Here is a 26,763-nt window from a genome sequence, read left to right as displayed (position 1 = left end):
CTGAACACCCTGAAGCAACAAAAAAAGCGACCTTAGGGTCGCTTTTTTTACGCCTGCAGTTCAGTCTCTGTAGACGCTGTTCAGGCTCGCGCAGCCTGGCCATTCAAGCCTTGGCGCTCTTCGGCCCGCAGGGTCAGTACCTCGAAACCTTCGTCCGTCACGGCCACCGTGTGCTCCCATTGTGCTGACAGGCTGCCGTCACGGGTCACCACGCTCCAGCCATCCTTGAGCGTGCGGGTGCCACGCCCGCCCTGGTTGATCATGGGCTCGATGGTGAACACCATGCCTGGCTTGAGCCTCATGCCCATGCCGCGCTGACCCACATGCAGCACCTCCGGCGCTTCATGCATCTGCTGGCCAATGCCATGGCCACAATACTCACGGACCACGCTGTAACCTGCGGCCTCGGCATGAGCCTGTACGGCGTGGCCAATGTCACCCAGGGTCGCGCCGGGTCGCACTTGCTCGATGCCTTTCCACAGCGCCGCGTAGGTGGTGTCGACCAGGCGCCGGGCTTCATCATCGATCTGCCCAATGGCATACATCTTCGAAGAGTCAGCGATGTAACCGCCTTGCTCCAGCGTGATGTCGACGTTGACGATCGAACCTTCTTCAAGGACTTCATGGGCGTCTGGCATGCCATGGCACACGACATGATCGACCGAGGTGTTGAGCGCAAAGGGGAAGCCGTACTGACCTTTGCTTGCCGGCCTGGCCCTCAAGGTCTGGACGATGAAGTCTTCGGCGTGGTCATTGATCTGCAGGGTGGTGACGCCTGGACGTATGAACCTGTCGAGTTCGGCGAACACCTGTGCAAGCAGTTGACCCGCGCGGCGCATCAGGTCGAGCTCGGCGGGGGATTTGATGATGACCTTGGACATAAACGCGAACAATCACTCCAGCTAGAATGCCTCAGAGCATAGACCCACGGCATACCCACATGCCAGCCTCGAGCACGAGTGCGACACTTGGGCGTGGATGAATTTCCTGTCGCCACCTGCTGTTTTCGGTACGACATGAGGCGCACGAAAGGGGGATCTTCCAGGTCATGGCACATGGCCGTTGCCTGGTTGATGAATAACGATTCACTTGCTGAACTTACTTACTCAAACCCGCTCCTATGCCGGTAGCCATTGGTGAGGGCCGCCTGCTAAGCTCGCGGCCTCTACCCTGATTGCCCTTATGGCGCATGAACAAGGAATTAGCATGAAACAGCATCGTTTGGCGGCTGCGGTTGCCCTGGTAGGCCTGGTACTGGCTGGTTGTGATCAGCAGGCCAGCAGCCCCGAACTGAAAACGCCTGCGCAGAAAGCTTCCTACGGCATTGGCCTGAACATGGGCAAGAGCCTGGCACAAGAAGGCATGGATGACCTTGATTCCAAGGCGGTAGCGCTGGGTATCGAGGATGCCGTTGGTAAGAAAGAGCAGCGCCTGAAGGACGAAGAGCTGGTAGAAGCCTTCACTGCCTTGCAAAAGCGTGCCGAAGAGCGCCTGGCCAAGGCCAGCGAAGAGGCGGCCACTGCGGGCAAGAAATTCCTTGAGGAAAACGGCAAGAAGCAAGGCGTGGTGACCACCGCCTCGGGCCTGCAATACGAGGTGATCAAGAAGGCCGATGGCCCGCAGCCCAAGCCAACCGATGTAGTGACAGTTCACTATGAAGGCAAGTTGATCGACGGCAAGGTCTTCGACAGCTCCGTCGAGCGTGGCAGCCCGATCGACCTGCCGGTCAGTGGCGTGATCCCAGGTTGGGTCGAAGCCTTGCAATTGATGCACGTTGGCGAGAAGTACAAGTTGTTCATCCCTGCTGACCTGGCGTACGGCGCCCAGAGCCCGAGCCCATTGATTCCGGCCAATTCGGTTCTGGTGTTCGACCTGGAACTGATCGCGATCAAGGACCCCGCGCAGCTGCAAGGCGGTGAGCCTGAGGCCGAGGCACCGGCTGAAGCACCGGCTGAAGCACCGGCTGAAGCACCTGCTAAGTAAGCGGTATTTCGGTTGAAACGAGCGCGCCGTCCTCACGGAGAGTTCGGCTCACTCAATCCCATTGGGGCCGCTTTGCGGCCCCAATGGTTTGTGTGGCGAAGCCAGATCCTAGAGATCCTACGCCACCGATTCGGCGTCCCGGCAGGGCCGTTCCTACACGGGTACAGCGTAATCCTCCTGCACGGGTGCCTGATAACACTCAGAGCCGTACTGAACCAGTGGCGAGGCTGCCTTGCAGTACCTACGTGTTCAGGCATACCCCATTCGAACCTGCCCCGGCACACACTGTCCGAACAAGGACAGGCACCCATTGTAAGCTGCGTCTGAAATTACGGTCCTAGGGCGGACCTGCGCAGTGAGCTGTAACCGCTGTGTAAAAAATGCCCGATCTTGTCCGGCGCCTTGTTTATGGGCCAACGGGCTCAAAAACGTCCCCCTGTTCACAAGGTTATCCACAATAAATGTGGATAACCTTTTCCGTCTGGAGGCACCATGAATGCACCTTGGAATTTCGCGCGCTTCCTGCCCCTGGCCGAGCGCCTGCTCAGTCGTGGGCGCTTGCCAGCGCTGCTGTTTGCCGTGGCCCGCAAAGGGCCACGCTTGGGCAAGCTGCGCGAAGACGTGAAGTTGATGCAGGCCCTGTGTCTGGCCTGGTGGCGTGGCGAATACCGGGCGATCAACCGCAAGGCATTGATTACGATCGTTGCCGGCCTGCTGTATTTCGTAAGCCCCATCGATGCCATCCCTGACTGGTTGCTGGGCGTAGGCTTTCTGGATGACATCGCCGTGCTGGGGTGGGTGCTCAAGACCGTTTCCGATGAACTGGAGCGCTTCAAGGCCTGGCGAGACAGCCAGTCCCCAGAGCGGCTGCAGGTGGTAGAGCGTCTTCCAGCTACCCCCGAAGACCTGCGTCTGGAGCGTGAAATCCCTTGAGGCGTGAGTGACACAGGGATCCCCTGGAAGGGCTCGACTGCAAAGATCCTGAACTTGGTCATATAATTGGCACATGAAACACGCCAATGGATTACCTCCAGTAATCCTCTCGAAGGGGTTTTGCAATGGATATTCAGGTCATCAGCCGGGACGGTCAACCCGAGTATGCCGTCGTAGCGTGGGAAGACTACCAAGCGCTGCTCAAAGCGGCAGGGCAGGCCCCAGCGAATACTCCGGCATCTGCACCTGTGCAAGAAAACGACTCGCACGCCGCCCTGCCTGCCTTTGCCGACGTTGGGGCCATACGCCGGGACAAGGGTATCGCCGCCGAGCACCTGGCCCGCAATGTGGGCGTCAGCCCGGCCTACCTGGCGATGATCGAATCGGGTGAGCGGCAGCCCGACGCCGCCATTCGCCGTGCGCTGGCCTGGCACCTGGGTGTGCCTGGCTGGAGCGAGGCTTCATGAGTCAGGTCAGGATCAGCCGCCAGCATTGGGACAACCTGCTGGGCGAGCTGGATCTGGCCCGACGCCAACGTCATTTGCTGACCTACCGAGCGCTCATCGAACGCCTGCAACTGCCAAGCCCTGCCATGCAGACCCTGACCGCGGCGCTTGAGTACCTGGCGGTGCTGGATGCGCGTGCCGAACAACCCCTGCGCAGTTCACTGGTGATCAGCCAGGGTGCCAGCCGTTTGCCGCGCACCGGCTTCTTTGAGTGTGTGGAGCGGCTGGGGCGCTTCACAGGGCCTGTCGATGGCATGGAGGCCGCGTCCTGGCATGCCTCTGAGGTCGCGCGCGTATTCGAATACACGTACCCCGACCCCGCCTGACCAAGCACAGCGCGCGTTCATCGGCGCTGTGCCATCCAGTCATTGGCCAGTCGCACCTATCAATGACCCAAAAGAAAAGCCGGGCATCAATGAGCCCGGCTTTTGATTACACATCAGGGAGGGTGGCGAATGATTCGTCCCTCCCCAGGGTCTGGCGCTACTTTTTAGCCACCTTGGTACTGGCGCTGAGGTAATCGATCAGGATGCGCCCGGTTTCCGACAGGTAGGCGTCGTCTTCCGGCTTGGTGTTTTCATCCTCGGCCGGCAGTGCATCCTCGTCTTCTTTTTTCAGCTCCTTGAGCGGTTCTTCACCCTTGGCCTTGCGGCGGATGTTTTCCAGTGCCAGCTGCTTGGCCTCGACTTCATCGTGGCGCGCCCGGCGTGCCTGCTCGTTGAGGCTGACAGTCTTCTCGGTCATCAGTTTCTGGGTCAATGCCAGACGGTCGCGGATGTAGATGAACTCGGCATCCTTGTCGCTGCGCGCCTGGTGTTGAGCCTTAAGCTGGGCCAGGTAAGGCTTGAAGGGGTCTACCGCAGGCTTGACGACCGGGCGGATGGTGTCCCACGGCATCGCTTCGGGCAGGGCGCTTTCGCCGATTTCCTTGGTGTCGATGATCGACGGGTAGTCGATGTCCGGCAATACACCCTGGTGCTGGGTGCTCTGCCCGGAAACGCGGTAGAACTTGGCCAGGGTCAGCTTGAGCTCGCCATGGTTGAGTGGCTGGATGGTCTGCACGGTGCCCTTGCCGAAGGTCTGGCCGCCAATGATCAACGCGCGGTGATAATCCTGCATGGCGCCGGCGAAAATCTCCGATGCCGAGGCGGACAAGCGGTTGACCAGCAACGCCAGCGGCCCCTTGTAGAAGGCACCTGGGTTTTCATCTTCAAGCACATCGACACGGCCATCGCTGTTGCGTACCAGTACGGTGGGGCCTTTTTCGATGAACAGGCTAGTGAGCTCGGTCGCTTCCTGCAGCGAGCCACCGCCGTTGTTGCGTAAATCGATGACCACGCCGTCGACTTTCTCTTTTTGCAGCTCGGTCAGCAGCTTCTTCACGTCACGCGTGGTGCTCTTGTACTCCGGGTCACCTGCGCGGTAGGCCTTGAAGTCGAGGTAGAACGCCGGGATCTCGATGATGCCGAGTTTGTAGTCACGCCCGTCCTGCTTGAGCTTGAGCACGGACTTCTTGGCCGCCTGCTCTTCAAGCTTGACCGCTTCACGCGTGATCGACACGATCTTGCTGGTCTGGTCGCTGGGGGCGTTGCTCGCCGGGATGATTTCCAGGCGTACCACCGAGCCCTTGGGGCCACGAATCAGCTTGACCACTTCGTCCAGGCGCCAGCCGACGACGTCGACCATTTCCTTGTTGCCCTGGGCTACGCCGATGATCTTGTCAGCCGGCGCGACCTGCTTGGTCTTGGCCGCAGGACCGGCGGGCACCAGGCGCACGATTTTGACCTGATCGTTGTCGCTTTGCAGTACCGCGCCGATCCCTTCAAGCGACAGGCTCATGTTGATGTCGAAGTTTTCGGCGTTGTCAGGCGACAGGTAGTTGGTGTGCGGATCGTACGACTGGGCAAAGGTATTGATGTACGCCTGGAAGATGTCTTCCGCCCGGGTCTGATCCAGACGTGCCAGCTGATTCTTGTAGCGCTTGATCAGGGTTTCCTGAATCTGCTTGGGCTCTTTGCCAGCGATCTTCTGGCGCAGCACCTCGTCCTTGACGCGTTTACGCCACAACTCGTCCAGGGCAGCCTGGTCCTTGAGCCAAGGCGCGTCCTTGCGGTCGATCAGCAAGGTCTCATTGACGGTGAAGTCGATCTTGTCCACGCCCCTGTTGAGCTCGGCCAAGGCGAAGTCCAGGCGCTGCTTGACCCGGTCCAGGTAGCGCTTGTAGATGGTGAAGCCAGGGTCGAGGTTGCCGCTTTTGAGGAAGTCGTCGAATTGCGTCTTCCACTTGTCGAACTCGGCGATGTCGGCGGCGGTGAAATAGCTGCGTGCCGGGTCCAACAGCTTGATGTAGCTGTCGTAGATGATGACCGAACGGGCGTCATCCAACGGCGGCTTGCTGTAGTGATGGCGCTTGAGCAGCTCCACCACGTTGAGGCTGGCGACGATTTCGTCGCGGTCCGGTTGCAGGCTATCCCATTTGTTGGCGGCCGCCGCATTGCCGCCGAGCGTAAGGCTGCCAAGGCCGATCATCAGTGCCAGGGCGGTGCTAGGTAGGAAATGCTTCATGCTGATTCGACGTGGGGGCAATTGATCACGCATAGTAGGCCGTCTTTTCCGTTCGCCGGTTCCATAAAACCGGGCGCATACTGCAAAAAGCCTGGGCACGGGTGCCCAGGCTCGGTCATATGATTCAACTATGGAGGCACTGTGAAGGCATTGCAAGGCGTTGACGGACATGTCACCTGGGTCGAAGCCGAACGTCCTGCGTGTGATGCAGGACAAGTACGCATCCGGGTCGCGGCTGCGGGGTTGAACCGTGCCGATTTGCTGCAGATGAAAGGGCTCTATCCGCCGCCGCCCGGCGCCAGCCCCTACATGGGCCTGGAATGTGCCGGTGTGATCGCAGAAGTGGGGGCCGGGACAGCCTGGCAGGTGGGCGACAGGGTGTGCGCACTGCTGGCCAGCGGTGCCATGGCCGAGGAAGTGATCGTTGATGCGCGGCACGTTCTGCCCGTGCCCGAAGGGCTCAGTCTGCATGAAGCGGCGGCCCTGCCGGAAGTCTACGCCACGGCGTGGCTGAACATCTTCCAGCTGGGCGGCGTCAAGGCCGGCGAGAAGGTGCTGGTGCACGCCGGTGCCAGCGGCGTGGGGTCGGCTGCCATTCAGCTGTGCAAAGCGTTCGGCAACAGCGTGTGGGTCAGCGTCGGTTCAGCCGAGCGACTGGCGTATTGCCAGGCCTTGGGCGCGGCAGGGGGCGTTGTGCGCAACCAGAACCTCGATGACCTGGAAGCCATCGGCCCATTCAATGTGATTCTCGACCCGGTCGGCGCCAGCTATGGCGAGCTCAACCTCAAGCTGCTGGCCCGCGACGGGCGCTGGGTGATCATTGGCGTGATGGGTGGACGCAAGTTCGAACTGGATCTTGCCCAGGTCATGGCCAAGCGGGCGCAGATTACAGGTTCGACCTTGCGCAACCGTGACGATGCGTTCAAGGCCGAACTGTTGAGTGACTTGCGCCAGCAAGTCTGGCCGCTGTTCGCCGAAGGCCGGTTGTCACCGCAGTTGGTCGATACCTATCCGGTGGAGTTCGCCCAGGCAGCCTACGCCGAACTCGAGACCAACCAGGTGTCCGGCAAGCTGGTCATGATCATCGACCCAAGCCTGGCCTAGTGCCGGACCCGTTTGACTGCTCGCTCACTGGCGTCATGGCGCCCTGATGGGCCCTTAAGCCTGCCCGAGCGCAGGCTTGAGGGGAGGCAGGGCAAGTGTTTGGCACTGAACAGCGAGCGCGGGTTCAGTGCCAGCTCAAGATAGGCCAACCGTGAGCTTGCGCATGCTCGCGCAACACCGGGTCCGGGTTCACGGCACAAGGGTGATCCACCTTCAGCAACAGGGGCAGGTCATTGCGCGAGTCCGAATAGAAGCTCGCGCCCTCCAGGTTTTCCTGCTCCTGGTCCAGCCAGGCCAGCAAGCGGGTGATCTTGCCTTCCCGGTAAGTGAGTACGCCGTGGGTCCGGCCGGTATAGACGCCGTTGTGGGCGTCCAGATCGATGGCCAGGTATTCGTCCACGCCCAGGCGCGCAGCAATCGGCCCAACCAGGTGTACGCCTGACGCCGAGATGATCAGCACCCGGTCCCCGCGCTTGCGATGCTCGGCAATGCAGCGGCAGGCATCGCCGAAAATGATCGGTTCGATAACCTCTTCCACCCACGGCTCGACCAGGTGTGCGACTTCTTCCAGGGTCCGCCCGGCAATCGGCTCCAGGCTGAATGCCATGTAGTCTTCCATCGCCAGTTCGCCTTTGCCGTAGGCCTCCATCAGCGCGTGGTCACGGCGCAAGAACGTCTCGCCATCCACCCATCCCAGCCGTGCCATGTGTTCGCTCCACAGTGACGCGCAGTCGCCGTGGATCAGGGTTTCGTCCAGATCGAAAATGGCTAGCGCCATACATGCATCTCCTTAAGCCACTTCCCGTAGCGCACTGGGGTCTATCGACACGCTGACCCGCTGCCCATCGGCATGCAGGTCGGCCGGCGAGCGGTTGAGCACATCCACCACCAGCTCTACCTCACGCACCTGCACCCGATAACGTATCACGTTGCCCAGCAGGCTGTGACTGCGCACCTGGGCGTCGAGTTCGCCGTGCAGGCCCAGCGTGATGGATTCGGGGCGTATGGCCAGACGCCCGGAGACAGGGCGCTGCAACAGGCGGCTGGCACTGTCGGCATCGAGGAGGTTGTAATTGCCGATGAAGCCGGCGGCAAACAGGTCCACCGGGGCCGTGTAGAGGGTCTCTGCATCGCCGCTTTGCACGATACGGCCCTGATTCATCAGGAAGATGCGGTCCGACAGCGTCAAGGCTTCTTCCTGGTCATGGGTAACGAAGATCGTGGTCAAGCCCAGTTCCCTCTGGATGGCGCGAATCTGCTCACGCAGGTGTTTGCGAATGCGCGCATCGAGTGCCGAAAGCGGCTCATCGAGCAACAGCAGTCGGGGCCGGGTGACCAGGGAGCGGGCCAGGGCGACGCGCTGGCATTGCCCGCCAGACAATTGATGAGGGTAACGTGCGGCGAAGTCATTCAATTCCACCAGCTGCAATGCCTCTCGCACCCTTGCCTGGCTCTCATCACCCCTGACCTTCTGCATGCGCAGCCCGAAGGCAACGTTCTGCTCCACCGTCATGTTGGGAAACAGCGCATAACTCTGGAACACCATACCGATGCCGCGCTTTTGCGGGCTCTGCGGCACGATGTCAATGCCGTCGAGCAGGATCTGCCCGCTGTCGACCGGCGTGAGCCCGGCGATGCAGCGCAGCAGCGTGGACTTGCCGCACCCTGAAGGGCCGAGCAGAGTGATGAACTCGCCCCGTTCGATCTGGCAGTCGATCTGGCTGAATACCGGGCTACCGGCGTAGCTTTTTTGCAGGTTGCGTACGCTGACGTAGCTCATCTCAGGTCTTGTCCTTGTTCAGGCGATTGGCGACCCACGTCAAAATCAGCACGAAGGCGAAATAGGAAATCACCAGCGCACTGTTGAAGTGGCCGCTGCTGTTGCGCATGTTGTTGAGGTAGACCTGCAGGGTTTCGTAGCGCGTGCCCACCAGCAGGTTGGCGAACACGAACTCCCCGAACAGGAACGAGAACGACAGCAACAGGGCCACCATCAGGCCTTTGCGCAGGTTGGGGAGTACCACCAGCAAAGCCGCCTGCCAGGTGCTGGCGCCCAGCAATTGCGCCGCGTCCATCAGGTCGCGCAGGTTGATGGCCTGCAAGTTGTTGGTGATGGCCCGGTACATGAAGGGCAGGGCAATGGTGAAGTAGCAGCCGATCAGGATCCACGGTGTCCCCACCATGGCCATCGGCCCACTGCCATACAGTTGCAGCAACCCCACCGACGACACCACAGGTGGCACGGCAAACGGCAGCAGGATCAGGACATTCATCAACGCGTCGAGCCGGGGGAAGTGATAATGCACCACGAACAGCAGCGGCAGGATCAGCACCACCGATAGCAGCAACGCACCAACGCACACCAGCAACGACTGGCCGAACGCTGCCAGAAAGCGCGGCTCGCTCCACAACGCCACGTACCACTTCAGGGTCAGGCCGCTGGGTAGTAGAGTGGCCGACCAACTGGTGGCCAGGGAGTAGAGCAGGGTGCCGGCCAGTGGCATCAGCAGAATGAGAAACAGCAGGTAGACCACGGCGCGGTGGTACCAGCCGCCGCTACGGGAATCAGCGCGCATGGTAGCTCCTTTTCAACAACCATTGATGCACCACGGTGACCACTGTCATCAGCCCGACCAGCACCATTGCCAGGGCACTGGCAAGGTTCGGATCAAGGCTGATGTCGCCGGCCACCAGGCCCGCGATGCGAATGGGCAGTACGTTGAAGTTGCCGGTGGTCAGGGCATAGACCGTGGCATAGGCGCCCAGGGCGTTGGCCAGCAGGATGACGAAGGTGCCCAGCAGCGCCGGGGCTAGCACCGGCAGCCCGATGTGCCGCCAGAACTGCCAGTGGTTAGCACCCAGCAGCGCAGCCGACTCGCGCCAGTCTTCGCGCAGCGCGTCGAAGGCCGGGTACAGCAGCAGGACACCCAGTGGGATCTGGAAATAGGTGTAAACCAAGATCAGCCCGCTCTTGGAGTAGATGCTGAAGTCTTCCAGCAGGCCCATCTGCTTGAGCAACAGGGTCAATGCGCCGTTGAAACCGAGCAGGATGATGAACGCGAACGCCAGCGGCACGCCGGCAAAATTGCTGGTCATGTTGGCAAAGGCGCTGACGAAGTCGCGCAGCCGTGAGTCCACCTGACGTAGCGAATAGGCGCCCAGGGTCGCGATGATGATGCCGAACAGGCTGGACCAGAAGCTGATCTCCAGGCTGCGTTGCAGGGCTTGCAGGTAGAACTTGGAGGCGAACACCTTGCTGAAATTGTCCATGCCCCAACCTGCCTCCGACTGCAGGCTGCTCAGCGCCACCCAGGCCAGCGGGGCAATCTGGAAGACCACGAAAACGACAGCGAAGGGCACCAGGCACAACAATGCCAGGTACCGACCACGGGGCGACTGGCTCATTTGAGCAACTCCCGGCAGACCGATTTGTCGTGAGCGGCGCCGAGCAACTCGCAGATGGTCCCGCACAGGTCGGTCTGCAGCGGCTTGGCCGAAGGGTCGAGGCTGAAGGCTGCGCCGAACACGAACAAGGGCACTTCGCGCTCTTCGGCCAGCAGGCCGTTGTGCGAGCGGTCGTTGTTCATGCCATGGTCGGCGGTCACCAGCACCTGGTAGCCCTCGTCGAGCCACTTGGGCAGATAGTCGGCCAGCAGGATGTCTGCGCTGCGGGCAGCATTGCGGTATTGGCTGCTGTCCAGCCCATGGTGGTGGCCCACATCGTCGATGCTCATCGGGTGCACCAGCAGAAAATTGGGCGCATGACGCCGGCGCAGGTATTCGCCGTCGGCCAGCAGGTGTGAATCGGGGTAGCGATCGTCCCAGTAGAACAGCCCATGCTGGATGGGCAACTTGGGGGCGTGGGTGTGCCGGTCACGCTGGGGGTCGAAAGGCGAGCGGTTGTACAGCTCGCTCATCCAGTGATAGGCCGCGGCTGCCGTGCCCAGGTTGGCCTCGCGGGCGTAGTGGAACACGCTGCGCTGGTTGGAAAGCCGGTTGACGTTGTTATGCACGATGCCGCTGTCGATAGGGGGAACACCTGTGAGAATGCACTCGTACAGCGGGCGGGACAGCGATGGCAGTTCGCACTCCATGCGGTAAAGCGCGGCGCGGTCAGCCTCGACATAGGCGTGCAAATGGCCCATGGCGTGGTGGGCAACCTGATAGTTCAGCCCGTCCAACAGCACCAGGATGACGTTGTGGCTCATTGATGACTCCGCAAAAACATCGGGGAGAGGGCGCCTGCAGTGCGCGGCGCCGCGCCAGGGGGTTACTGCTGGCGCGACGCCGGCTCGCTAGGGCTGCCACGCAGGCAGGACGACCCGCATGGCAGTTGGCAGGCCAGTTTGCCTGCTTCATTCCATTTCGATGATTACCTGTTCTTGCCACAACTGCGGCAGCTTCTTGGAGGTCGCTTCCCACACTTCGGCATTCTTGATCGGTTGCGCAGGCGCGTATTGCTCGTTGGGCAGCAATTTGGCCTGCACATCCTCCGGCAGCTTCAGGTGCTCGGCGCGAATCGGGCGTGCGTGCCCCTTGGCCAGGTTGATCTGCCCGGCATCGCTGAAGATGTATTCACGCGTCAGTTTCGCTGCATTGGGGTGCTTGGCGTACTTGTTGATGATGGTGGTGTAGCCCGAGGTGATTGAGCCGTCCGATGGGATCAGCACTTCAAAGCGCTTGGGGTCGATCTGATCGCGGTAGCTCAAGCCATTGAAGTCCCAGACCACGCCCACTTCCACCTCGCCCTTTTCCAGGGTCTGGATGGTCGGGTTGGCCAGGGACAGGCGTTTTTGCTGGGCCAGTTTGGTGAACAGTTGCAGGCCTGGGGCCACGTTGCTCTCATCGCCCTTGTAGGCGATGGCGGCGGCCAGCACGCCGTTGGCGGCCTGGGCGGCGGTGCCGACATCACCGATGGCCACCTTGTACTTGCCGCGTTCCAGGTCGTGCCAGGTCTTGGGCCGCTCTGATTCTTTGACCAGGTCCTTGTTGATGATGAACGCGATGGTGCCGGTGTAGGCCAGCGCCCAATGGCCATCCTTGTCCTTGGCCCACGCTGGCACCTGGTCCCAGGTGCTTGGCTTGTACGGCTGGCTTACGCCCTTGGCAATGGCAATGGGCCCGAACGCTGCGCCCACGTCGCCGATGTCGGCACTGGCATTGTCTTTTTCCGCCTCGAACTTGGCGATTTCCTGGGCCGAACTCATGTCGGTGTCGCTGTGCTTGAGCCCGTATTTGCTGGCCAGGTCCTGCCAGGTGTCCTTCCAGTTGGCCCAGGCATCGGGCATGCCCACGCTATTGACCGTGCCTTCCTTGCGGGCGGCATCCTCCAGTGCCTTGAGGTCATCGGCGGCCATGGCCGACGTGCAGAACGCGATTGCCGAACCGAGCAGTGACGCCATGAACAACTTTTTCATCCGTAGCTCCTTGGGTGGGTGCATCGACCGAACGCTGTTATGTATGAAGCCGTTGTCTGCAGCCTTGGTCTAGGTCAGCAAACCTTGAGCCAAGGTAGGCCGGTAGCGTGACAATTTGATGTAGCCCCAGGTCCTGCTGCCTGATCGCGGCTTCTGGCAGTACAGCGTAGACCACCTGGGAGCCGGGCTTCACAAGGCTTGGCCCGTTTCTGGCAGCGCTAGCCGGGCAGGCTTGTCACGGGATGTTCATCAGCCCTGCCTAGGCTTGCACCCAGTGCCCGGTGCCCTGTCGTGGGGCTGGCCTAGTCCAGATAGGTAACCTTTGATGCAGCCAATGCCACCGCGCGCGGTAACAGCCATTTGTAACGCCCTTGAGGAGCAGATCGAGCACGGCCTGTTGGCGCCGGGCGGCAAGCTGCCCGCCGAGCGCCGGCTCAGCGAACTCTTCGCCACCACGCGCATCACCCTGCGCGAGGCGTTGGTGCAGTTGGAGGCAAGGGGCTTGATCTATCGCGAAGAGCGGCGGGGCTGGTTCGTCGCCCCCGAGCGCTTGAGCTATGACCTCATCGCGCGCAGCCACTTCCATGCAATGGTGCGTGAGCAGGGGCGAGCCGCCAGTACCGAGCTGCTGTCGGCTCGGCTGCAGCCGGCTTCGGCGGCCATCTGCGCGCGGCTGCAGCTGCCGGCGTTGTCCAGTGTGGTGTGCATCTGTAGGCTCAGGCGTATCGACGGCAGGGCGGTGCTGTACGCCGAGCACTACCTCAATCCGCGTTACTTCCCGGCCATCCTCGAACACGACCTGGCGCAGTCATTGACTGAAATCTATGAGCGCCAATACGGTCTGCACTACGGGCAGGTGTGCTTCGAGATCTTGCCCACCGCATTGCCCGTGCAGGCGGCCGGAGCGTTAAGGGTGTCAGCGGGCAGCCCGGGGCTGCAGATCACCCGGGTCAACAGCGACCAGCATGGGCAGCTGATCGACTGCGACCTGGAATACTGGCGCCATGACGCCATCTGTATCAGGGCACAGGCAGGCTAGCCGGGCGGCCTCCCGGGGGGCGCCGGCGTGGCCACGATCCGTGGCCAATCGACTTCAACTGGACGCCTCGGCTTGTGTCAGGGCGCCTGCGCCGGCCGTTACCACTTGCACCGACAGCCTGGGCGTTGCCAGGTCCAGGCCGGCTTCGTCGAGCTGGCGCTTGAGTGCCAGGTTGAAAGCCCGCGACACTTCCCACTGCTTGATCGGCGCCGTCTTGAAGCGGGCGCGCAACACTGCTGACCCCGACTCGAAGCTCTCCACACCTTGCAGCTCCAGTGGCGACCAGATGTTGCGCCGCATCAGCGGATCGCTGCGCAGCTTCTGACCGACCTCGCGCACCAGCGTGATCGCCTGGTCGATGTTCATGTTGTAGGGGATCGCCACGCGGAAGATCGCGTAGCCGAATTCGCGGGAGTAGTTCTTGATGCTCTTGATTTCGCTGAATGGAATGGTGTGCACGATGCCATCAATGTCCCGCAGGCGCACGGTGCGGATGGTCAGGCCTTCTACAGTGCCCAGGTGGCCGCCGACATCCACGTAGTCGTCGATGGCCAGGGAGTCCTCGATGATGATGAACAGCCCGGTGATCAGGTCGGCCACCAGTGACTGGGCACCGAAGCCGATCGCCAGGCCGATGACACCGGCACCGGCCAGCAGCGGCGTCACGTTCATGCCCATGTTGGCCAGGGCCACGATCACCGCGATGATGAAGATGAACACGAACATCACGTTGCGGATCAACGGCATCATGGTCTGCGCCCGGGCGTTGGCCATGCCGCGGCGCGAGCGGACCAGCGCATGGTGTACCGCCGTGTCGGCCAGGATCCATACCAGCCAGGCGACGATCAGCGTGCCTGCCAGGCCCATCAGGCGCAGGCTGATGTCATGCCCGTCGCCTTCGGCGAAGCTGATCATCGACAGTCCCCAGACTCGAAGACCCAGTTCGATGAACACCAGCCAGATGAACAGGTGCACCAGCAAGTAGCCAAAGTTGCGCAGCCGCTCGGCATACACCGCATGGCGTTTGCCGGCGCGCTTGGGGTTGGCGGCGTGGCGGCGCACCAGGCCATTGAGCACCATGCACACCACGACCAGCACCGTGCACATCAGTGACTGGCGAAGCGCCGTGCTGGTGTCACCGGCCGAGACGAAAGTGGCGAACAGGGAGATGGCCACCAGAATCAGCGCCGGAATGAACCAGAAACTGCCCAGGATCTCGATGGTGTCGCTCAGGGTTCGTCGCGTCAGGCGGCGCGACAAGGGTTGGTTGCGGATCAGGTGGGCGATGGGCCGGCGAAAACGCAGGATGAACAGGCCAGTGCACACCGCGGCGACGACGTTGGCCAAGGTGGCCACCCCATGGGCCAGGTGTATGCCCAGCGCAGCGGTGAGGCGCGGGTCGCTCATGGCCTCGCCGAAGGCGGCAAAGCTGCCGATCAGCCACAAGGGCCGGAATGCCCGGTGGCGCAGGATGTGCAATGCCCGGTGGCGGTGTGGGCCGTCCAGCAGGGAAAACGCGATCACGCAGATGGCCGAGAAGCAGGTGCCCACCACCAGGGCATACGCCAGCACCATGGCCAGCGATTTACCCAGCGACGGGGGCAGTACGAAGCTCAGGTACACCGTGAACACCAGCGCAACCAACCACGGGCCCAGCTTGCGCAGGGCGAAGCGGACCAGGTCCCAGGTGCGGGGATGTTGGGGCAGTTCTTCGCTCAGGCCGAACCGCAGGCGAACCCGATGGCCCACCCAGTTGAAGGCGAATGCCAGCACGCTCCACACCGCAATCACTGCTGCAAAGCCGAACAGGATCGCGGGCCATTGGTGAACCGGCACCATCAAGGCCGCCAGTTCCTCCTGGGCCTGGTCGATTTCCATGCCCCAGCGCTGGAACGGGTTGGCCTCGCCGGTGAACTGCTTTTCGAAATCGTGCAGGGCGCCACCGATCAAGCCGAGCACGCCTTGCTCAACGCTCGGTTGTGACTTCTGCGTGGCGTCGCGCAGCTTTTTCAAGTCGGCCAGGAGCTTGGCACGCTGCTGGTCGTTCTCAAGGCTCTTGATCACCTCGTCCAGGGATTTGCCCAGCGGCTCGGAAGCCTCGGGCTGGGCGGGGGCACTGGAACCGAGAAGGCCGGGCAGGCCTGCTGCGTGTACAGGGCCGGTGGACAGCAACAGCAGGACAAGCAGGTAACGCAGAAGGGCAGGCACGGGCAGATCTACCTCAGGTCAAACGATTGCCCGAGTGTAGAGGTTTATGACGGCAGTTTCTCCAGGATCTTCCAGCAGGTCAGGCCGAAGATGCCCAGGGTGCCTGCCCACATCATCAGCACGCCAACATCGCGCTCGCGCAGGCCGAACCCGAGGGTGAGCAGCAGCAGGGATGCGCAGACGGGGATCAGCAGGGCCAGGAAGGGTGACATGGCGACAGTCCTTTGCAGTGAGACATGCCATTAGCATAGTCGCTAACCCCCGGCCCGGCCTGCCTGAGGCGAACGTGTAGGCCATGTGCAGCAGTGCGGTCTGTTGGCGCCGGGTGTGTAGCTCCGCGGCGCTCTGCGTGGCTCACGGCAGGTCGTGACTGCGGTAGAACGCTGTCAGGACCTTCACCAGGTGCGCCAGGTCATGGCTGCCGCACAGCTCGCGAATGGAGTGCATGGCAAAGGTCGGCAGCCCGATGTCGACCGTCCGCACGCCAAGGTGGCTGGCCGCAATGGGCCCGATGGTCGAGCCGCAACCCATGTCGCTGCGTACCACGAAGCTCTGCACCGGTACTTCCTCGGCCATGCACAAGTGGCGGAAGAAGCCGGCGGTTTCGCTGTTGGTGGCGTAGCGCTGGTTGTTGTTCACCTTGATCACCGGCCCTGCGTTGAGTTTCGGGCCATGGTTGCCGTCGTGCTTGTCGGCATAGTTCGGGTGCACGCCATGGGCATTGTCGGCCGAAACCATCAACGAGCGCTGGATGGTGCGCACGTAGGCATCGCCGTCGGGCAACAGGCGCTGCAAGGTCTGCTCGAGCATCGGCCCGTCTGCGCCGCAGGCCGAGCTGCTGCCGACTTCCTCGTGGTCGTTGCACACCAGGATGCAGGTTTCATCGCTGTCGGCGGCCAGCAGGGCTTGCAGCCCGGCGTAGCACGACAGCAGGTTGTCCAGGCGGGCACCGGCAATGAAGTCGCCATTGAGCCCGATCTGCGCGGCGTCCTGGGTATCGTAGAAGCTCAGCTCGTAGTCCAGCACCACGTCGGCGTTGAGTTGGTGCTCGCGCGCCAGTTGTTCGGTCAGCAGGGCGCGAAAGTCGATGCGCTCGTCACCGGCCACTTGCGCCAGGATCGGTGGCAGTTCGGTCTGCGGGTTGATATGCCAGCCATCGTTGGCGGTACGGTTGAGGTGGATGGCCAGGTTGGGGATGACCGCGATCGGCAGCTTGAAGTCGACAAGCTGGCTTTCCACCTTGCCGTCACGGCGGTAGGTGACCCGGCCCGCCAGCGACAGGTCGCGGTCGAACCACGGCGCCAGCAGGGCCCCGCCATACACCTCCACGCCCAGCTGCAAGAAGCCCTGGCGCTGCAGTTCCGGTTGCGGCTTGACCCGCAGGCAGGGGCTGTCGGTGTGGGCGCCGACCATGCGGATGCCGTTGAGCAGCGGTGCCTGCCTGCCCATCTTGATCGCGATGATCGAGGAATCGTTACGGGTGACGTAATAGCGCCCGCCTGACACGACGGACCAGCTCTCGCGCTCGTCCAGGCGCTGGTAGCCAGCGGCCTCCAGGCGCAGGGCCAGGCTGGCGGTGGCGTGGAAGGGAGTAGGGGAGGCCTTGAGAAAATCGATCAGGCCTGCATTGAGTACATCGCGCATAGTTCACTCCAGACAGCAGTGGCGCGAGTTTAGCGTATTGAGTCGCCGAGCGGTGTCGGGCTGTGGGTTGCGCACTTGGCTGGATGGCTACAGGCCGCACACCGGCCACAGCGCCTCAGCCCGCATCACAGTTGGTCAGGGCAGCGCCGGCAGCTCTGATGGACTGCAAAGACACAGCCATGCCCGATCAAAACGGCGCCGGGCACTCGAATTTGAGGCGTTCACCGGACAACGGGTGGGTAAAGCTGAGCATCGATGCATGCAGGCACAGCCGCTCGTGGGCGGCCAAGGCCTGAGGGTTGGCATACAGCCGATCACCCAGCAGTGGGTGGCCGATCGATAACATGTGCACACGCAGTTGATGCGAGCGCCCTGTGATCGGTGTCAGCTCCACACGGCAGTACTCGCCGCAACGTTCCACCACCCGCCAGAACGTCAGCGCATGCTTGCCTTGTTCATGGTCCACGACGTGGCGTGGCTTGGTGGGTGGGTCATACCGCAGTGGCAGGTCGATGCTGCCGCTGTCCAGTGCCGGCTGCCCCCAACACAGGGCGGTGTAGGCCTTCTCGGTTTCCCGGTCATGGAACTGGCGCGACAGCTCGCGGTGGCTGTCGGCATCACGGGCCAGCAGGATGATGCCCGACGTCTCCCAGTCCAGACGATGCACGATCAGCGCGTCGGGATAGCCGTTTTCCTGGAGACGGGTGATCAGGCAATCCTTGTTGTCTTCAGCCCGGCCAGGGACCGACAGCAGCAGCGTCGGCTTGTTGATCACCAGGATGGCGGCGTCTTCGTGAAGGATCTGAATGGTCGACAGCGGCATTGCGTGGTCTCTGTTGAATCAGGAGAAAAAGCGGGGCGGTGCTGCACCCCATATGCGGCAAGGCCGCTCCGACAGGGGAGTGCGATCCCTTGTCGGAGCGGCCTCGTGCCGCGAATGGCTGCAGCGCAGCCCCGGCTCCCTGCCGGATCAGCGATCCGGCAGGGTGATGTTCAGCTCAAGAATGGAGCAGCTGCCCTGGTTTTCCAGCTCGATGTGCACATCGTCATTGCCGATGTTCACATACTTGCGAATCACTTCCAGCAGTTCCTTCTGCAACTCGGGCAGATAGTCCGGTTCGCTGCGTTGTCCGCGCTCGTGCGCCACGATGATCTGTAGACGCTCTTTCGCCACCGACGCGCTGGTCTGTTTCTGTCTGCCACGAAAGAAGTCAAAAAGGTTCATGGTTTATTTGCTCCCGAAAATGCGCTCGAAGAATCCCTTCTTCTGTACATCGATGAAGCGCATCGGCTTCTCTTTGCCCAGCAGGCGGTCGACTGCGTCACTGTACGCCTGGCCGGCATCACTCTGGTCATCGAGAATGACCGGGATACCCTGGTTGGATGCCTTGAGCACCGCCTGCGATTCGGGAATCACGCCCTTGAGCTTGATCGAGAGAATCTCTTCCACGTCGGCCACGCTCAGCATTTCGCCCTTGACGACGCGCTCGGGATGGTAACGGGTGATCAGCAGGTGTTCCTTGATCGGCTCTTCGCCGTTTTCCGAGCGGCGCGACTTGCTCGACAGAATGCCGAGCATGCGGTCGGAGTCACGAACCGAAGACACTTCGGGGTTGGTGACCACGATGGCCTCGTCGGCGAAGTACATGGCCAGGTGGGCACCTTTCTCGATACCGGCCGGCGAGTCGCAGATCACGTATTCGAACTGCTCCTTCAGGTCCATCAGGACCTTCTCGACGCCTTCCTGGGTAAGGGCGTCCTTGTCACGGGTCTGGCTGGCCGCCAGCACGTACAGGTTTTCCAGGCGCTTGTCCTTGATCAGGGCTTGTTGCAGGTTGGCTTCGCCATTGACCACGTTGACGAAGTCATAAACCACACGGCGTTCGCAGCCCATGATCAGGTCGAGGTTACGCAGGCCCACGTCGAAGTCGACGATGACCGTCTTGTGGCCACGCAGTGCGAGGCCGGTACCGATGGCGGCGCTGGTGGTGGTCTTGCCCACACCCCCTTTGCCGGAAGTAACCACGAGAATCTTGGCCAAGGTGTTTCACCCCTAAAATGATCGGGACGCAAGTCCCTGCAAATAACTGAAATAACGGCAACGATAAAAAAGTTGCTCTAAAAATGCTGGCAAGTATCCGTTAAAGACGGGTGATGTTCAACACGTCGCCAGACAGGCTGACTTGTACGCCAGCGCCCCATAACGGATCGCGGCGCAAGTCTTCGCACACTTTGTACTGGCCGGCAATCGAGACCATTTCAGCGGTCATCTGCTGGCAGAAGATACGCGCCTTGGTATTGCCCTTGATACCTGCCAGGGCACGGCCGCGCATGGCGCCGTACACATGGATGTTGCCATCGGCAAGAAGTTCCGCACCCGGGCTGACCGAAGCGGTGACCACCAGGTCCCCCCCTTGGGCGTAGATCTGCTGGCCGCCACGTACCGGAGCGGTGATGATGCGCGTGGCGCGTACCTCGGGTTCGAGCACCGGTGGCGGGGCAGGGGCCGGCTCGGGCTTCTTGGCCTCGGGCTCGGGTTCCAGTGGCCGCTCGCGGGCGCCGGACGGGGGCAGTACTGGCAGATCGATGGCGATGGCCGCGGCAATGTCTTCGATGCGGTTAGCGCGGATGGCCAGGGTCCGCAGGCCATGGTGGCGGCAAATGCGCATCAAGCCAGGCAGGTCGATCGCACCTTCGCCGGCCGGCAGCTTGTCCAGCGCCAGCACCAACGGCGTATTGCTGAAGAAGTTCGGCGCCTGGGCCACTTTGGCCGCCAACTGGCGATCAAGGGCTTCAAGGTCATTGCGCGCCAGTTCCAGAACGGTAATGGCAAGCATGCTGCCCTTGAGCTGGAACACGGAGGGAGTGTCGGAGGTGTGGTTTGGGCTCATGGTCTGCATAGACGGCTTGTTGCGGAAAAAGTGCCCTGACTTATAACGATAAGACCGGTTGCCCGCAACATGAGCCGATCCGTTGTAGAATGCGCGGCCCATGTCTTGCTGGAAGCTTCAATGGATCGCCCGCGTTTTCGTCCCTATTTCCTTCATCCCAAGTTCTGGGGCCTGTGGCTGGGTCTGGGGCTGCTGTGGCTGGTGGTGCAGTTGCCCTACCGTGTACTGCTCAAGCTGGGTGCGGTGTTAGGCGCGATCATGTACCGCTTTGCCGGTGAGCGCAGGCGTATCGCCGCGCGCAACCTGGAACTGTGCTTCCCCGAACGGTCGGCGGACGAACGGCAGCGCTTGCTCAAGGCCAACTTCGCCTCGACCGGCATCGCCTTCTTCGAAATGGCCATGAGCTGGTGGTGGCCCAAGGCGCGGTTGGCGCGCCTGGCGCATGTCGAGGGGCTCGAGCACTTGCAGGCCGCCCAGCAGGCGGGGCAGGGGGCGATCCTGATGGCGGTGCACTTCACTACCCTGGAAATCGGCGCGGCCTTGCTCGGCCAGCGTCACACCATCGACGGCATGTACCGCGAGCATGGCAATGCCCTGTTCGATTTCATCCAGCGCAGCGGACGCGAACGGCATAACCTGGACTCACTGGCCGTGGAGCGCGAGGATGTCAGGGGCATGCTTAAGCTGCTGCGCGCCGGCCGCGCGATCTGGTACGCGCCCGATCAGGACTACGGCGCCAAGCAAAGCCTGTTCGTGCCCTTGTTCGGGATCCCGGCAGCCACGGTCACGGCCACCACCAAGTTCGCGCGCTTGGGCCGCGCCCAGGTCATTCCGTTCACGCAGAAGCGACTCGAAGACGGCAGCGGCTATCGGTTGGTGATTCATCCCCCGTTGAGCGATTTCCCCGGTGAAAGCGAAGAGGCTGACTGCCTGCGGATCAACCAGTGGGTAGAGCAGGTGCTGCGCGAATGCCCCGAGCAGTACTTGTGGGCCCACCGCCGGTTCAAGTCCCGACCGGACGGGGCCCCAAGGCTGTACGAAAAGAAAAGGCGTTGAAAGCGACCGCGCCGCTGCCGTGACGGCAGTGGCGCTGCCAGATTACTCGGCGATCTGCAGCTTGCGCGACTGGGTATAGACGTAGCGCACCTTTTCATACTCGAACGGTGAGTTCATCTGCCCGTAGCGGAAGTTGGTGGTGTAGCGCTTGTCGATGACCCGCAGGCCGAAGAATTCCGGATTTTCGCGGCTGACCTTGGCCATGTCCAGGTAATTGATCGCCTGCTCGCCGGAATAATCCACCACCAGCCCAGCGGTGTCGCGCAGGTTCGAAGGGCCCAACAGCGGCAGCATCAGGTAAGGGCCTGCCGGCACGCCATAGAAGCCCAGGGTCTGGCCGAAATCCTCGCTCTGGCGCGGCAGGCCCATCTTGGTCGCCGGGTCCCACAAACCGCCTACCCCGATGATCGTGTTGAACATCAGCCGTGCCGTGATCTCGGCCGAGCGTTTGGCCTTGAGCTGCAGCACGCTGTTGAACAGGTTGGGCACGTCCCCCAGGTTGTTGAAGAAGTTGGTCACCCCACTGCGCAGAAAACGCGGGGTGACGTACTGGTAGCCATTGACCAGCGGCAGCAGCACCCATTGGTCCAGGCGGTAGTTGAAATGATAGATGCGGCGATTCATCGACTCGAGCGGGTCGTAGACGTTCAGCGCTTCGAGGGTAGAGCGCTCGAACTCACGTTGGTCCAGGCCCGGGTTGAATTTCAACTCGCGCAACGGGTCGAGGAAGCCGTCGGCTTCCGGGGCCAGCGGGGCGGTGCCGATCACCTGCGGATCAGCCTCGACGACGCTGGCTCTGGGTGCGGTCTCGGCGGCCAGGGTATGGCCTGCGGCAAGCAGGGCCGTGGCAAAGAGCAGTTTGTTAACCACGGAAGAACTCCAGCATGGCGTCACTGTTGACGCGGTAGTTGATGTTGCCGCAATGGCCACCATGGGGATAAAGGGTCAGGCGATCACCGAACACCTTGCGCAGGAACCCGATATCGCCTGGGCCGAGAATGACGTCGTCGGCATTGTGCATCACGGCGATCTTGGGGCTGTTTTGCAAGTAGTCGGCCAGCGCGTACAGGCTCACCTGATTGGTCAGCTCCAGGATGGTGCCCCCACCGGTGCGGGCACGCCACATCGGGATGACCTGTTCGGTCATGTAGCAATCGAAATCGCACTGCAAGGCACGCTTGAAGTAGGGCGTCAGGCTCGTGCCTTCGGTGATCTTCACCTTCGGTGGGATGATCAGGCCGCGACGGTTGATCAGGTCGGAAGTGAAGGCGATATCGGCGGCTGAGAAACGGAACGAGGTGCCGATGAGCATGGCCATCTGTTCGTTGGACAAGTGCTGGCGCGACTGCTGGAAATCGTACAAGAGCGCTTCGTTGAGGTCGATGAAGCCCTTTTCCTGGAAGTAGCGCGTGAGTTTTTCCAGCATCAGCTCATAGAACGTGGTGCTCCGGTCGATCCCCTTGACCTGGGTCTGCACCAGCTTGTCCAGGTTGTTGATCGAGGTGTAGAGGTTCACGGGTGGGTTGAGCAGCAGCACACGCTTGAAGTTGAAGCTGCGCCGGGTTTCATCCAGGTGGCTGACGAAGGCCGCATCGAGGGCGCCCAGGCTATAGCCGGTCAGGTAGAACTCGGTCACGGGCAGGCGAGGGTGCTGGGCGCGGACCGATTGCATCACCCGGTACATGTCTTCGGCGTCATCCTGGCTGATGCCGGGTGTGGCGAAGCGCGACGCTGCGCTGATGAAATCGTAGCTGGTGGGCGAGGACAACTGCACCACGTGGAAGCCGGCCTTGTAGTACAGCTTTTTAAGGTATTCGTTGATGCTGCTGCTGTAGGACGCACCGGTGCCGGCAATGATGAAGATCAACGGGGCGGCGTGGTCCTGTTGGGCCATGCGGTACTTGAGTTTCTTGACCGCCCAGAAGTTGTCCGGCAGCGTGAATTCACGCTCGGGGCGCAAGGTGAGGCTGTAGTCGGACTGGTCGATCTCGTCATCGCTGGGCAGCATCGGGCGCTGATCCGGCGGCGTCGTGGCGATGGTCGCCTCGAACGGGTTGGTCAGGGGGTAGCCATAGCTCGCGGCGTCGATATCCCGCGCAGAAGCGGCCACAGCCATGAGCAGGCTGCCAAGAACGGCAGCGAGGCGCAAAGAACGAAGCATGTAATCCCCCAAAAGAACGCAAGGTGGCGCGTGTGCAAGCTAAGACCACGATGGCCGTGGCAAAGTTGCCGGGCGTGATGGCCTTTGGTGTGCCTGTTATCTGAACGTCGAGGCAGGCGAGGTATTTTGCCTTAGACCGTGGCGTAGGCGATCATGGATTTTTTCGATCAATCACCGTGGAGAAATGAATGGGTCGCACGTTACCTGGCGCATTACTGCTGATGTTCGTCGGGCTCTGGCTCGCTGCCAGCTATGGCGTGCGCTACGGGCTGATGGAGGACGGGCAGTGGGTAGGGTTGTGCACTCAGCCAGCAGCCTATTGGCAGTGCGAGGTTCGGGCATTGCTGGGGTTGGGTATTCACCACCAGGTCCTGGCCTGGGTCGGGCTGGCCCTGGCAGTGCTTGGCTGGCTGCTAAAGGGGCGGACTGGTAAATGGCTGGCCGGCATTGCCCTGTTATTCGCAGTGCCAGCATTGGTGCTGTACACCGCGAGCATCGCTGTATTCGCATTGGTGCTGGCGGGGCTGCGTCTGGTCAGGTAAATGAGCGCCCGCCAGGGGGCGCTCCGTGACGCTGACAGAAAGAGGTATCAGGCGCGGCCGAGCCTCAGGCTGCGCCACAGGGCAGCCGTCATCAGCGCGCTCACGGCTGCCCAGCGCCAGGCCTGTCCGCTGTTCAGCCCTTCGATGAATAGCTGCGGCAGTATGCCAAGGCCGATGATACCTGCCAGCAAGGTAGCCTCCCGTCGCCGTGTCAGCACGGGCCACAGCACGAACACTAGGGCTGGCAAGGCCAACGCTGCGCTGGGAAAACTGCGGTAGCGGGGGTCGAACACCATTGCCAATGTGCTCACGGCGCCTGCAAAGCCGGCCAGCAGCAGCAACCCGCCGGCCCGCTTTTGCAGCCAGTCAGACCAGCGCCCGCGCACGCCTGGCGGCTGGGCCAGATGCAGCAGTGCCCGGGCCAGTACCAGCACGTTCAACCCCGCCAACAGCCCTGCCCACACCCACTCCGGGGCGAAACGGGCGTGGCTGCGCATCAACTCGCCCCACAGGCCCAGACACGCCGCACCGAACATGGCCAGCAGCGGCATGGCCCACGCGCCTGTGCGTGTGCGGGGTCGCCCGGCCATGCACAGCATCAGCGCTGCCAGCGCCGCACACCCCAGCCACCAAGTGGGCCAGTCGGGCAAGTTGCTGACGGGCCCTTCGAGGATGCCCTTGTCCTGCCGATCGGCATCGTATAGGCCCCAATACCCACCCACGGCACCTTCGTTGGCGCGTTTCCAGGGCTGGTCGAAAGCTTCGATCAGGTTATAGCGCCAGCCATTGTGCTCGGCCATGGCGACGAAGCCGCGAATGAAGCGCGCCTCGTTGACCCGGCTGGGCAGGGCGGTTTCACGCTGTCGGCCTTCGCTGGGCCAGCCGGTTTCACCGATCAGGATGTCCTTGGGCGCGAAGCGCTCGCCGAGCTGCCGGCGTATGTCGGCGACATGGGCCAGCGCATCGTCGATGCCCCGTGGCTCGTCTTCCCAATACGGCAGCAAGTGAATGGTGAGAAAGTCCACTTCAGGCGCGATCTCAGGGTGCTGCAGCCAGAACTCCCACACATCGGCATAGGTGACCGGCACGCTTACCTGACGCTTGACCCGCGCAATCAACTCGGCCAGTCGTTTGCCGGTGACTTCCTTGCGCAGCAAGGTCTCGTTACCCACGATGACGGCGCTGACCACATCGGGGTTGGCGTTGGCGGCGGCGATCAGCAGCGCGACTTCCCGGTCGGTATCGGCCGGGTGGGCATTGACCCAGGCCCCGAGCATCACCTTCAGGCCATGCTTGCGCGCCAGCGCCGGGATAGCCTCAAGACCGCTCATGGAATAGGTGCGGATGCACTGGAATCGCTCAGCGAGCAGGGCCAGGTCGGCGTCCATGCGCGTCGGGCGCAGTTGCATGGGTTGGTCGTAGGGCGACTGGTCTTTGTCGAACGGGGTATAGGATGCGCACTGCAGCTTGTGCGTGGCATTGGCGGCGTCGGGCAGGTTCACCGGTCTGCCCAGCCCGTACCAGAGCCCACCGAGCCCGAGCAGACCGATCAGGCAGGCAAGGGTATATAGACATGTCAGCAGGCGGGGGGAACTGGGCATCGGGCGGTCCATCGTCGGGGGCAAAAGGGCCAATAGTAGCCCGGCGCCAAACCTTTGGCATGCAAGGATCGCGCAGGCAGGTCCATGCCGCTGCCGCTAATGGCACAGTGCTGTCGCGTATGAGCGCCTGGGCGTCGTACTTGGATCAGGTCTGGCTTGGTTGCAGGCAGATGATGGAATCTCCAAGACCTGACGAGGGAATGCTTTGATGGCTACTTCAACAAAAATGCGTCGTTTCCTGGGCGTGGGTACCGCCCTGGCACTGGCCTTGAGCGGCGCACAGGCCATGGCCAAAGAAGTCAGCATTGGTTACGTGGATGGGTGGGCAGACAGTGTGGCTACCACCAACGTGGCCGCCGAGGTGATCAAGCAGAAGCTTGGCTACGATGTGAAGCTGCAAGCCGTGGCCACGGGCATCATGTGGCAGGGCGTGGCCACCGGTAAGCTCGATGCCATGCTGTCGGCATGGCTGCCGGTGACCCATGGTGAGTACTGGGCCAAGAACAAGGACAACGTGGTCGACTACGGCGCTAACTTCAAGGATGCCAAGATTGGCCTGATCGTGCCTGAGTACGTCAAGGCGGTGAGCATCGCTGACCTGAAGACCGATTCCTCGTTCAAGCAGAAAATCGTCGGCATCGATGCGGGTTCCGGTGTCATGATCAAGACCGATCAGGCGATCAAGGACTACGACCTGACCGGCTACAAGCTGCAGGCAAGTTCCGGTGCTGCGATGACCGCCGAGCTGGGCCGTGCCTACGCCAAGCAGCAGTCCATCGCCGTGACTGGCTGGGTCCCGCACTGGATGTTCGCCAAATGGAAACTCAAGTTCCTTGAAGACCCCAAAGGCGTGTATGGCGCTGCTGAGACCGTCAACAGCATCGGTAGCAAGGAGCTGGCCACCAAGGCCCCGGAAGTGGCCGAGTTCCTGAAGAAGTTCAGCTGGCAGTCCAAGGATGAGATCGGCGAGGTGATGCTGGCTATCCAGGAAGGCGCCAAGCCCGAGGCGGCCGCCAAGGACTGGGTGGCCAAGCACCCAGAGCGAGTGAAGGAGTGGACGGGCAAGTAAATTGCCTGTGCGGTGATCCCTGCAATGAAGCCGTTCGAGCCTTA

The 26,763-nt window shown here is 62.0% G+C and carries 27 protein-coding genes; 9 read left to right on the top strand and 18 right to left on the bottom strand.

Annotated elements, in window-relative coordinates:
* Positions 1 to 80 precede the first annotated feature (80 nt).
* Positions 81 to 881: a type I methionyl aminopeptidase gene (map, locus tag ACF8E5_RS18780; RefSeq protein ID WP_058604171.1), complete on the bottom strand. Its 801-nt coding sequence runs from the start codon at positions 879 to 881 to the stop codon at positions 81 to 83.
* 325 nt (positions 882 to 1,206) lie between these two features.
* Between map and ACF8E5_RS18775 the strand changes: the two genes are divergently transcribed.
* The 4 genes from ACF8E5_RS18775 (at position 1,207) to ACF8E5_RS18760 (ending at position 3,748) form a co-directional block, all read left to right on the top strand.
* Positions 1,207 to 1,983, top strand: a complete 777-nt coding sequence (locus ACF8E5_RS18775; protein WP_182139627.1) for an FKBP-type peptidyl-prolyl cis-trans isomerase — start codon at positions 1,207 to 1,209, stop codon at positions 1,981 to 1,983.
* 492 nt (positions 1,984 to 2,475) lie between these two features.
* Positions 2,476 to 2,916 carry a YkvA family protein gene (locus tag ACF8E5_RS18770; RefSeq protein WP_058604173.1) on the top strand — a complete coding sequence of 147 codons (441 nt, stop codon included), beginning with the start codon at positions 2,476 to 2,478 and terminating at the stop codon, positions 2,914 to 2,916.
* 125 nt (positions 2,917 to 3,041) lie between these two features.
* Entirely contained in the window at positions 3,042 to 3,383 is a 342-nt protein-coding gene (locus tag ACF8E5_RS18765; protein ID WP_058638029.1) for a helix-turn-helix domain-containing protein, read from the top strand.
* Positions 3,380 to 3,748, top strand: coding sequence for a hypothetical protein (locus tag ACF8E5_RS18760; protein WP_027915781.1), 369 nt, complete (start codon positions 3,380 to 3,382; stop codon positions 3,746 to 3,748). The genes ACF8E5_RS18765 and ACF8E5_RS18760 overlap by 4 nt, the downstream gene beginning before the upstream one ends.
* Positions 3,749 to 3,905: 157 nt before the next feature.
* Here ACF8E5_RS18760 and ACF8E5_RS18755 read toward each other — a convergent pair whose 3' ends face one another.
* Positions 3,906 to 5,987: a carboxy terminal-processing peptidase gene (locus ACF8E5_RS18755; protein WP_182139630.1), complete on the bottom strand. Its 2,082-nt coding sequence runs from the start codon at positions 5,985 to 5,987 to the stop codon at positions 3,906 to 3,908.
* Between the two features lie 141 nt (positions 5,988 to 6,128).
* Here ACF8E5_RS18755 and ACF8E5_RS18750 point away from each other — a divergent pair, with 141 nt between their 5' ends.
* Positions 6,129 to 7,091 carry an NAD(P)H-quinone oxidoreductase gene (locus tag ACF8E5_RS18750; RefSeq protein ID WP_078478957.1) on the top strand — a complete coding sequence of 321 codons (963 nt, stop codon included), beginning with the start codon at positions 6,129 to 6,131 and terminating at the stop codon, positions 7,089 to 7,091.
* A 124-nt stretch (positions 7,092 to 7,215) separates the two neighbouring features.
* On the opposite strand, the gene ACF8E5_RS18745 is transcribed toward ACF8E5_RS18750, so the two are convergent.
* The 6 genes from ACF8E5_RS18745 to ACF8E5_RS18720 form a co-directional block, all read right to left on the bottom strand.
* The gene (locus ACF8E5_RS18745) at positions 7,216 to 7,869 is read right to left on the bottom strand and encodes an HAD family phosphatase (protein ID WP_058604177.1); all 654 of its coding nucleotides are present in this window, start codon (positions 7,867 to 7,869) and stop codon (positions 7,216 to 7,218) included.
* A gap of 12 nt (positions 7,870 to 7,881) precedes the next feature.
* Entirely contained in the window at positions 7,882 to 8,871 is a 990-nt protein-coding gene (locus tag ACF8E5_RS18740; protein WP_058604178.1) for an ABC transporter ATP-binding protein, read from the bottom strand.
* A gap of 1 nt (position 8,872) precedes the next feature.
* Positions 8,873 to 9,667, bottom strand: coding sequence for an ABC transporter permease (locus ACF8E5_RS18735; RefSeq protein ID WP_058604179.1), 795 nt, complete (start codon positions 9,665 to 9,667; stop codon positions 8,873 to 8,875).
* Positions 9,657 to 10,496 (bottom strand): ABC transporter permease subunit, encoded by an 840-nt coding sequence (locus ACF8E5_RS18730; RefSeq protein ID WP_058604180.1) that lies wholly within the window; start codon positions 10,494 to 10,496, stop codon positions 9,657 to 9,659. Before ACF8E5_RS18730 ends, ACF8E5_RS18735 begins: the two co-directional genes overlap by 11 nt.
* On the bottom strand, positions 10,493 to 11,299 hold the full coding sequence (locus ACF8E5_RS18725; RefSeq protein WP_058604181.1) for an alkaline phosphatase family protein: 807 nt from the start codon (positions 11,297 to 11,299) through the stop codon (positions 10,493 to 10,495). Before ACF8E5_RS18725 ends, ACF8E5_RS18730 begins: the two co-directional genes overlap by 4 nt.
* A gap of 147 nt (positions 11,300 to 11,446) precedes the next feature.
* Complete coding sequence (locus tag ACF8E5_RS18720; protein WP_078478954.1) at positions 11,447 to 12,508, bottom strand: ABC transporter substrate-binding protein; 1,062 nt, start codon at positions 12,506 to 12,508, stop codon at positions 11,447 to 11,449.
* 325 nt (positions 12,509 to 12,833) lie between these two features.
* Here ACF8E5_RS18720 and ACF8E5_RS18715 point away from each other — a divergent pair, with 325 nt between their 5' ends.
* The gene (locus tag ACF8E5_RS18715) at positions 12,834 to 13,547 is read left to right on the top strand and encodes a UTRA domain-containing protein (RefSeq protein WP_058638034.1); all 714 of its coding nucleotides are present in this window, start codon (positions 12,834 to 12,836) and stop codon (positions 13,545 to 13,547) included.
* Positions 13,548 to 13,601: 54 nt separating this feature from the next.
* Here ACF8E5_RS18715 and ACF8E5_RS18710 read toward each other — a convergent pair whose 3' ends face one another.
* From ACF8E5_RS18710 to minC, 7 genes are all read right to left on the bottom strand, one after another.
* Entirely contained in the window at positions 13,602 to 15,755 is a 2,154-nt protein-coding gene (locus ACF8E5_RS18710) for a mechanosensitive ion channel family protein (RefSeq protein ID WP_100852068.1), read from the bottom strand.
* 44 nt (positions 15,756 to 15,799) lie between these two features.
* Positions 15,800 to 15,967: a hypothetical protein gene (locus ACF8E5_RS18705; protein WP_167339350.1), complete on the bottom strand. Its 168-nt coding sequence runs from the start codon at positions 15,965 to 15,967 to the stop codon at positions 15,800 to 15,802.
* A gap of 142 nt (positions 15,968 to 16,109) precedes the next feature.
* The gene (locus tag ACF8E5_RS18700; RefSeq protein WP_058604185.1) at positions 16,110 to 17,399 is read right to left on the bottom strand and encodes a M18 family aminopeptidase; all 1,290 of its coding nucleotides are present in this window, start codon (positions 17,397 to 17,399) and stop codon (positions 16,110 to 16,112) included.
* Between the two features lie 187 nt (positions 17,400 to 17,586).
* Complete coding sequence (locus ACF8E5_RS18695; RefSeq protein WP_058638035.1) at positions 17,587 to 18,222, bottom strand: RluA family pseudouridine synthase; 636 nt, start codon at positions 18,220 to 18,222, stop codon at positions 17,587 to 17,589.
* A gap of 147 nt (positions 18,223 to 18,369) precedes the next feature.
* The gene (minE, locus tag ACF8E5_RS18690) at positions 18,370 to 18,624 is read right to left on the bottom strand and encodes a cell division topological specificity factor MinE (RefSeq protein WP_009682849.1); all 255 of its coding nucleotides are present in this window, start codon (positions 18,622 to 18,624) and stop codon (positions 18,370 to 18,372) included.
* A 3-nt stretch (positions 18,625 to 18,627) separates the two neighbouring features.
* Complete coding sequence (gene minD, locus ACF8E5_RS18685; protein ID WP_012313198.1) at positions 18,628 to 19,440, bottom strand: septum site-determining protein MinD; 813 nt, start codon at positions 19,438 to 19,440, stop codon at positions 18,628 to 18,630.
* A gap of 100 nt (positions 19,441 to 19,540) precedes the next feature.
* Positions 19,541 to 20,299 (bottom strand): septum site-determining protein MinC, encoded by a 759-nt coding sequence (gene minC / locus ACF8E5_RS18680; RefSeq protein ID WP_058604187.1) that lies wholly within the window; start codon positions 20,297 to 20,299, stop codon positions 19,541 to 19,543.
* A 111-nt stretch (positions 20,300 to 20,410) separates the two neighbouring features.
* Between minC and ACF8E5_RS18675 the strand changes: the two genes are divergently transcribed.
* Entirely contained in the window at positions 20,411 to 21,346 is a 936-nt protein-coding gene (locus ACF8E5_RS18675) for a lipid A biosynthesis lauroyl acyltransferase (RefSeq protein ID WP_196127895.1), read from the top strand.
* 42 nt (positions 21,347 to 21,388) lie between these two features.
* On the opposite strand, the gene ACF8E5_RS18670 is transcribed toward ACF8E5_RS18675, so the two are convergent.
* A complete protein-coding gene (locus ACF8E5_RS18670; RefSeq protein ID WP_058638036.1) occupies positions 21,389 to 22,216 on the bottom strand; it encodes a VacJ family lipoprotein in 828 nt (275 codons plus the stop codon).
* A complete protein-coding gene (locus tag ACF8E5_RS18665; protein WP_058604190.1) occupies positions 22,209 to 23,507 on the bottom strand; it encodes a serine/threonine protein kinase in 1,299 nt (432 codons plus the stop codon). The genes ACF8E5_RS18670 and ACF8E5_RS18665 overlap by 8 nt, the downstream gene beginning before the upstream one ends.
* 188 nt (positions 23,508 to 23,695) lie before the next feature.
* Between ACF8E5_RS18665 and ACF8E5_RS18660 the strand changes: the two genes are divergently transcribed.
* The gene (locus ACF8E5_RS18660) at positions 23,696 to 24,049 is read left to right on the top strand and encodes a hypothetical protein (RefSeq protein WP_392475655.1); all 354 of its coding nucleotides are present in this window, start codon (positions 23,696 to 23,698) and stop codon (positions 24,047 to 24,049) included.
* Between the two features lie 47 nt (positions 24,050 to 24,096).
* Here ACF8E5_RS18660 and ACF8E5_RS18655 read toward each other — a convergent pair whose 3' ends face one another.
* The gene (locus ACF8E5_RS18655; RefSeq protein ID WP_392475654.1) at positions 24,097 to 25,662 is read right to left on the bottom strand and encodes a beta (1-6) glucans synthase; all 1,566 of its coding nucleotides are present in this window, start codon (positions 25,660 to 25,662) and stop codon (positions 24,097 to 24,099) included.
* 196 nt (positions 25,663 to 25,858) lie between these two features.
* On the opposite strand from ACF8E5_RS18655, the gene ACF8E5_RS18650 reads away from it, so the two are divergent.
* A complete protein-coding gene (locus ACF8E5_RS18650; protein WP_058604193.1) occupies positions 25,859 to 26,719 on the top strand; it encodes a glycine betaine ABC transporter substrate-binding protein in 861 nt (286 codons plus the stop codon).
* The last annotated feature ends 44 nt before the right edge of the window (positions 26,720 to 26,763 follow it).

The sequence above is a fragment of the Pseudomonas sp. WSY_20 genome, from assembly GCF_043104335.1.
GTDB classification, from domain to species: domain Bacteria; phylum Pseudomonadota; class Gammaproteobacteria; order Pseudomonadales; family Pseudomonadaceae; genus Aquipseudomonas; species Aquipseudomonas parafulva_B.
The sequence above is the reverse complement of the archived record's forward strand: the minus strand, read 5'-3'. Positions and strand labels throughout refer to the sequence as shown.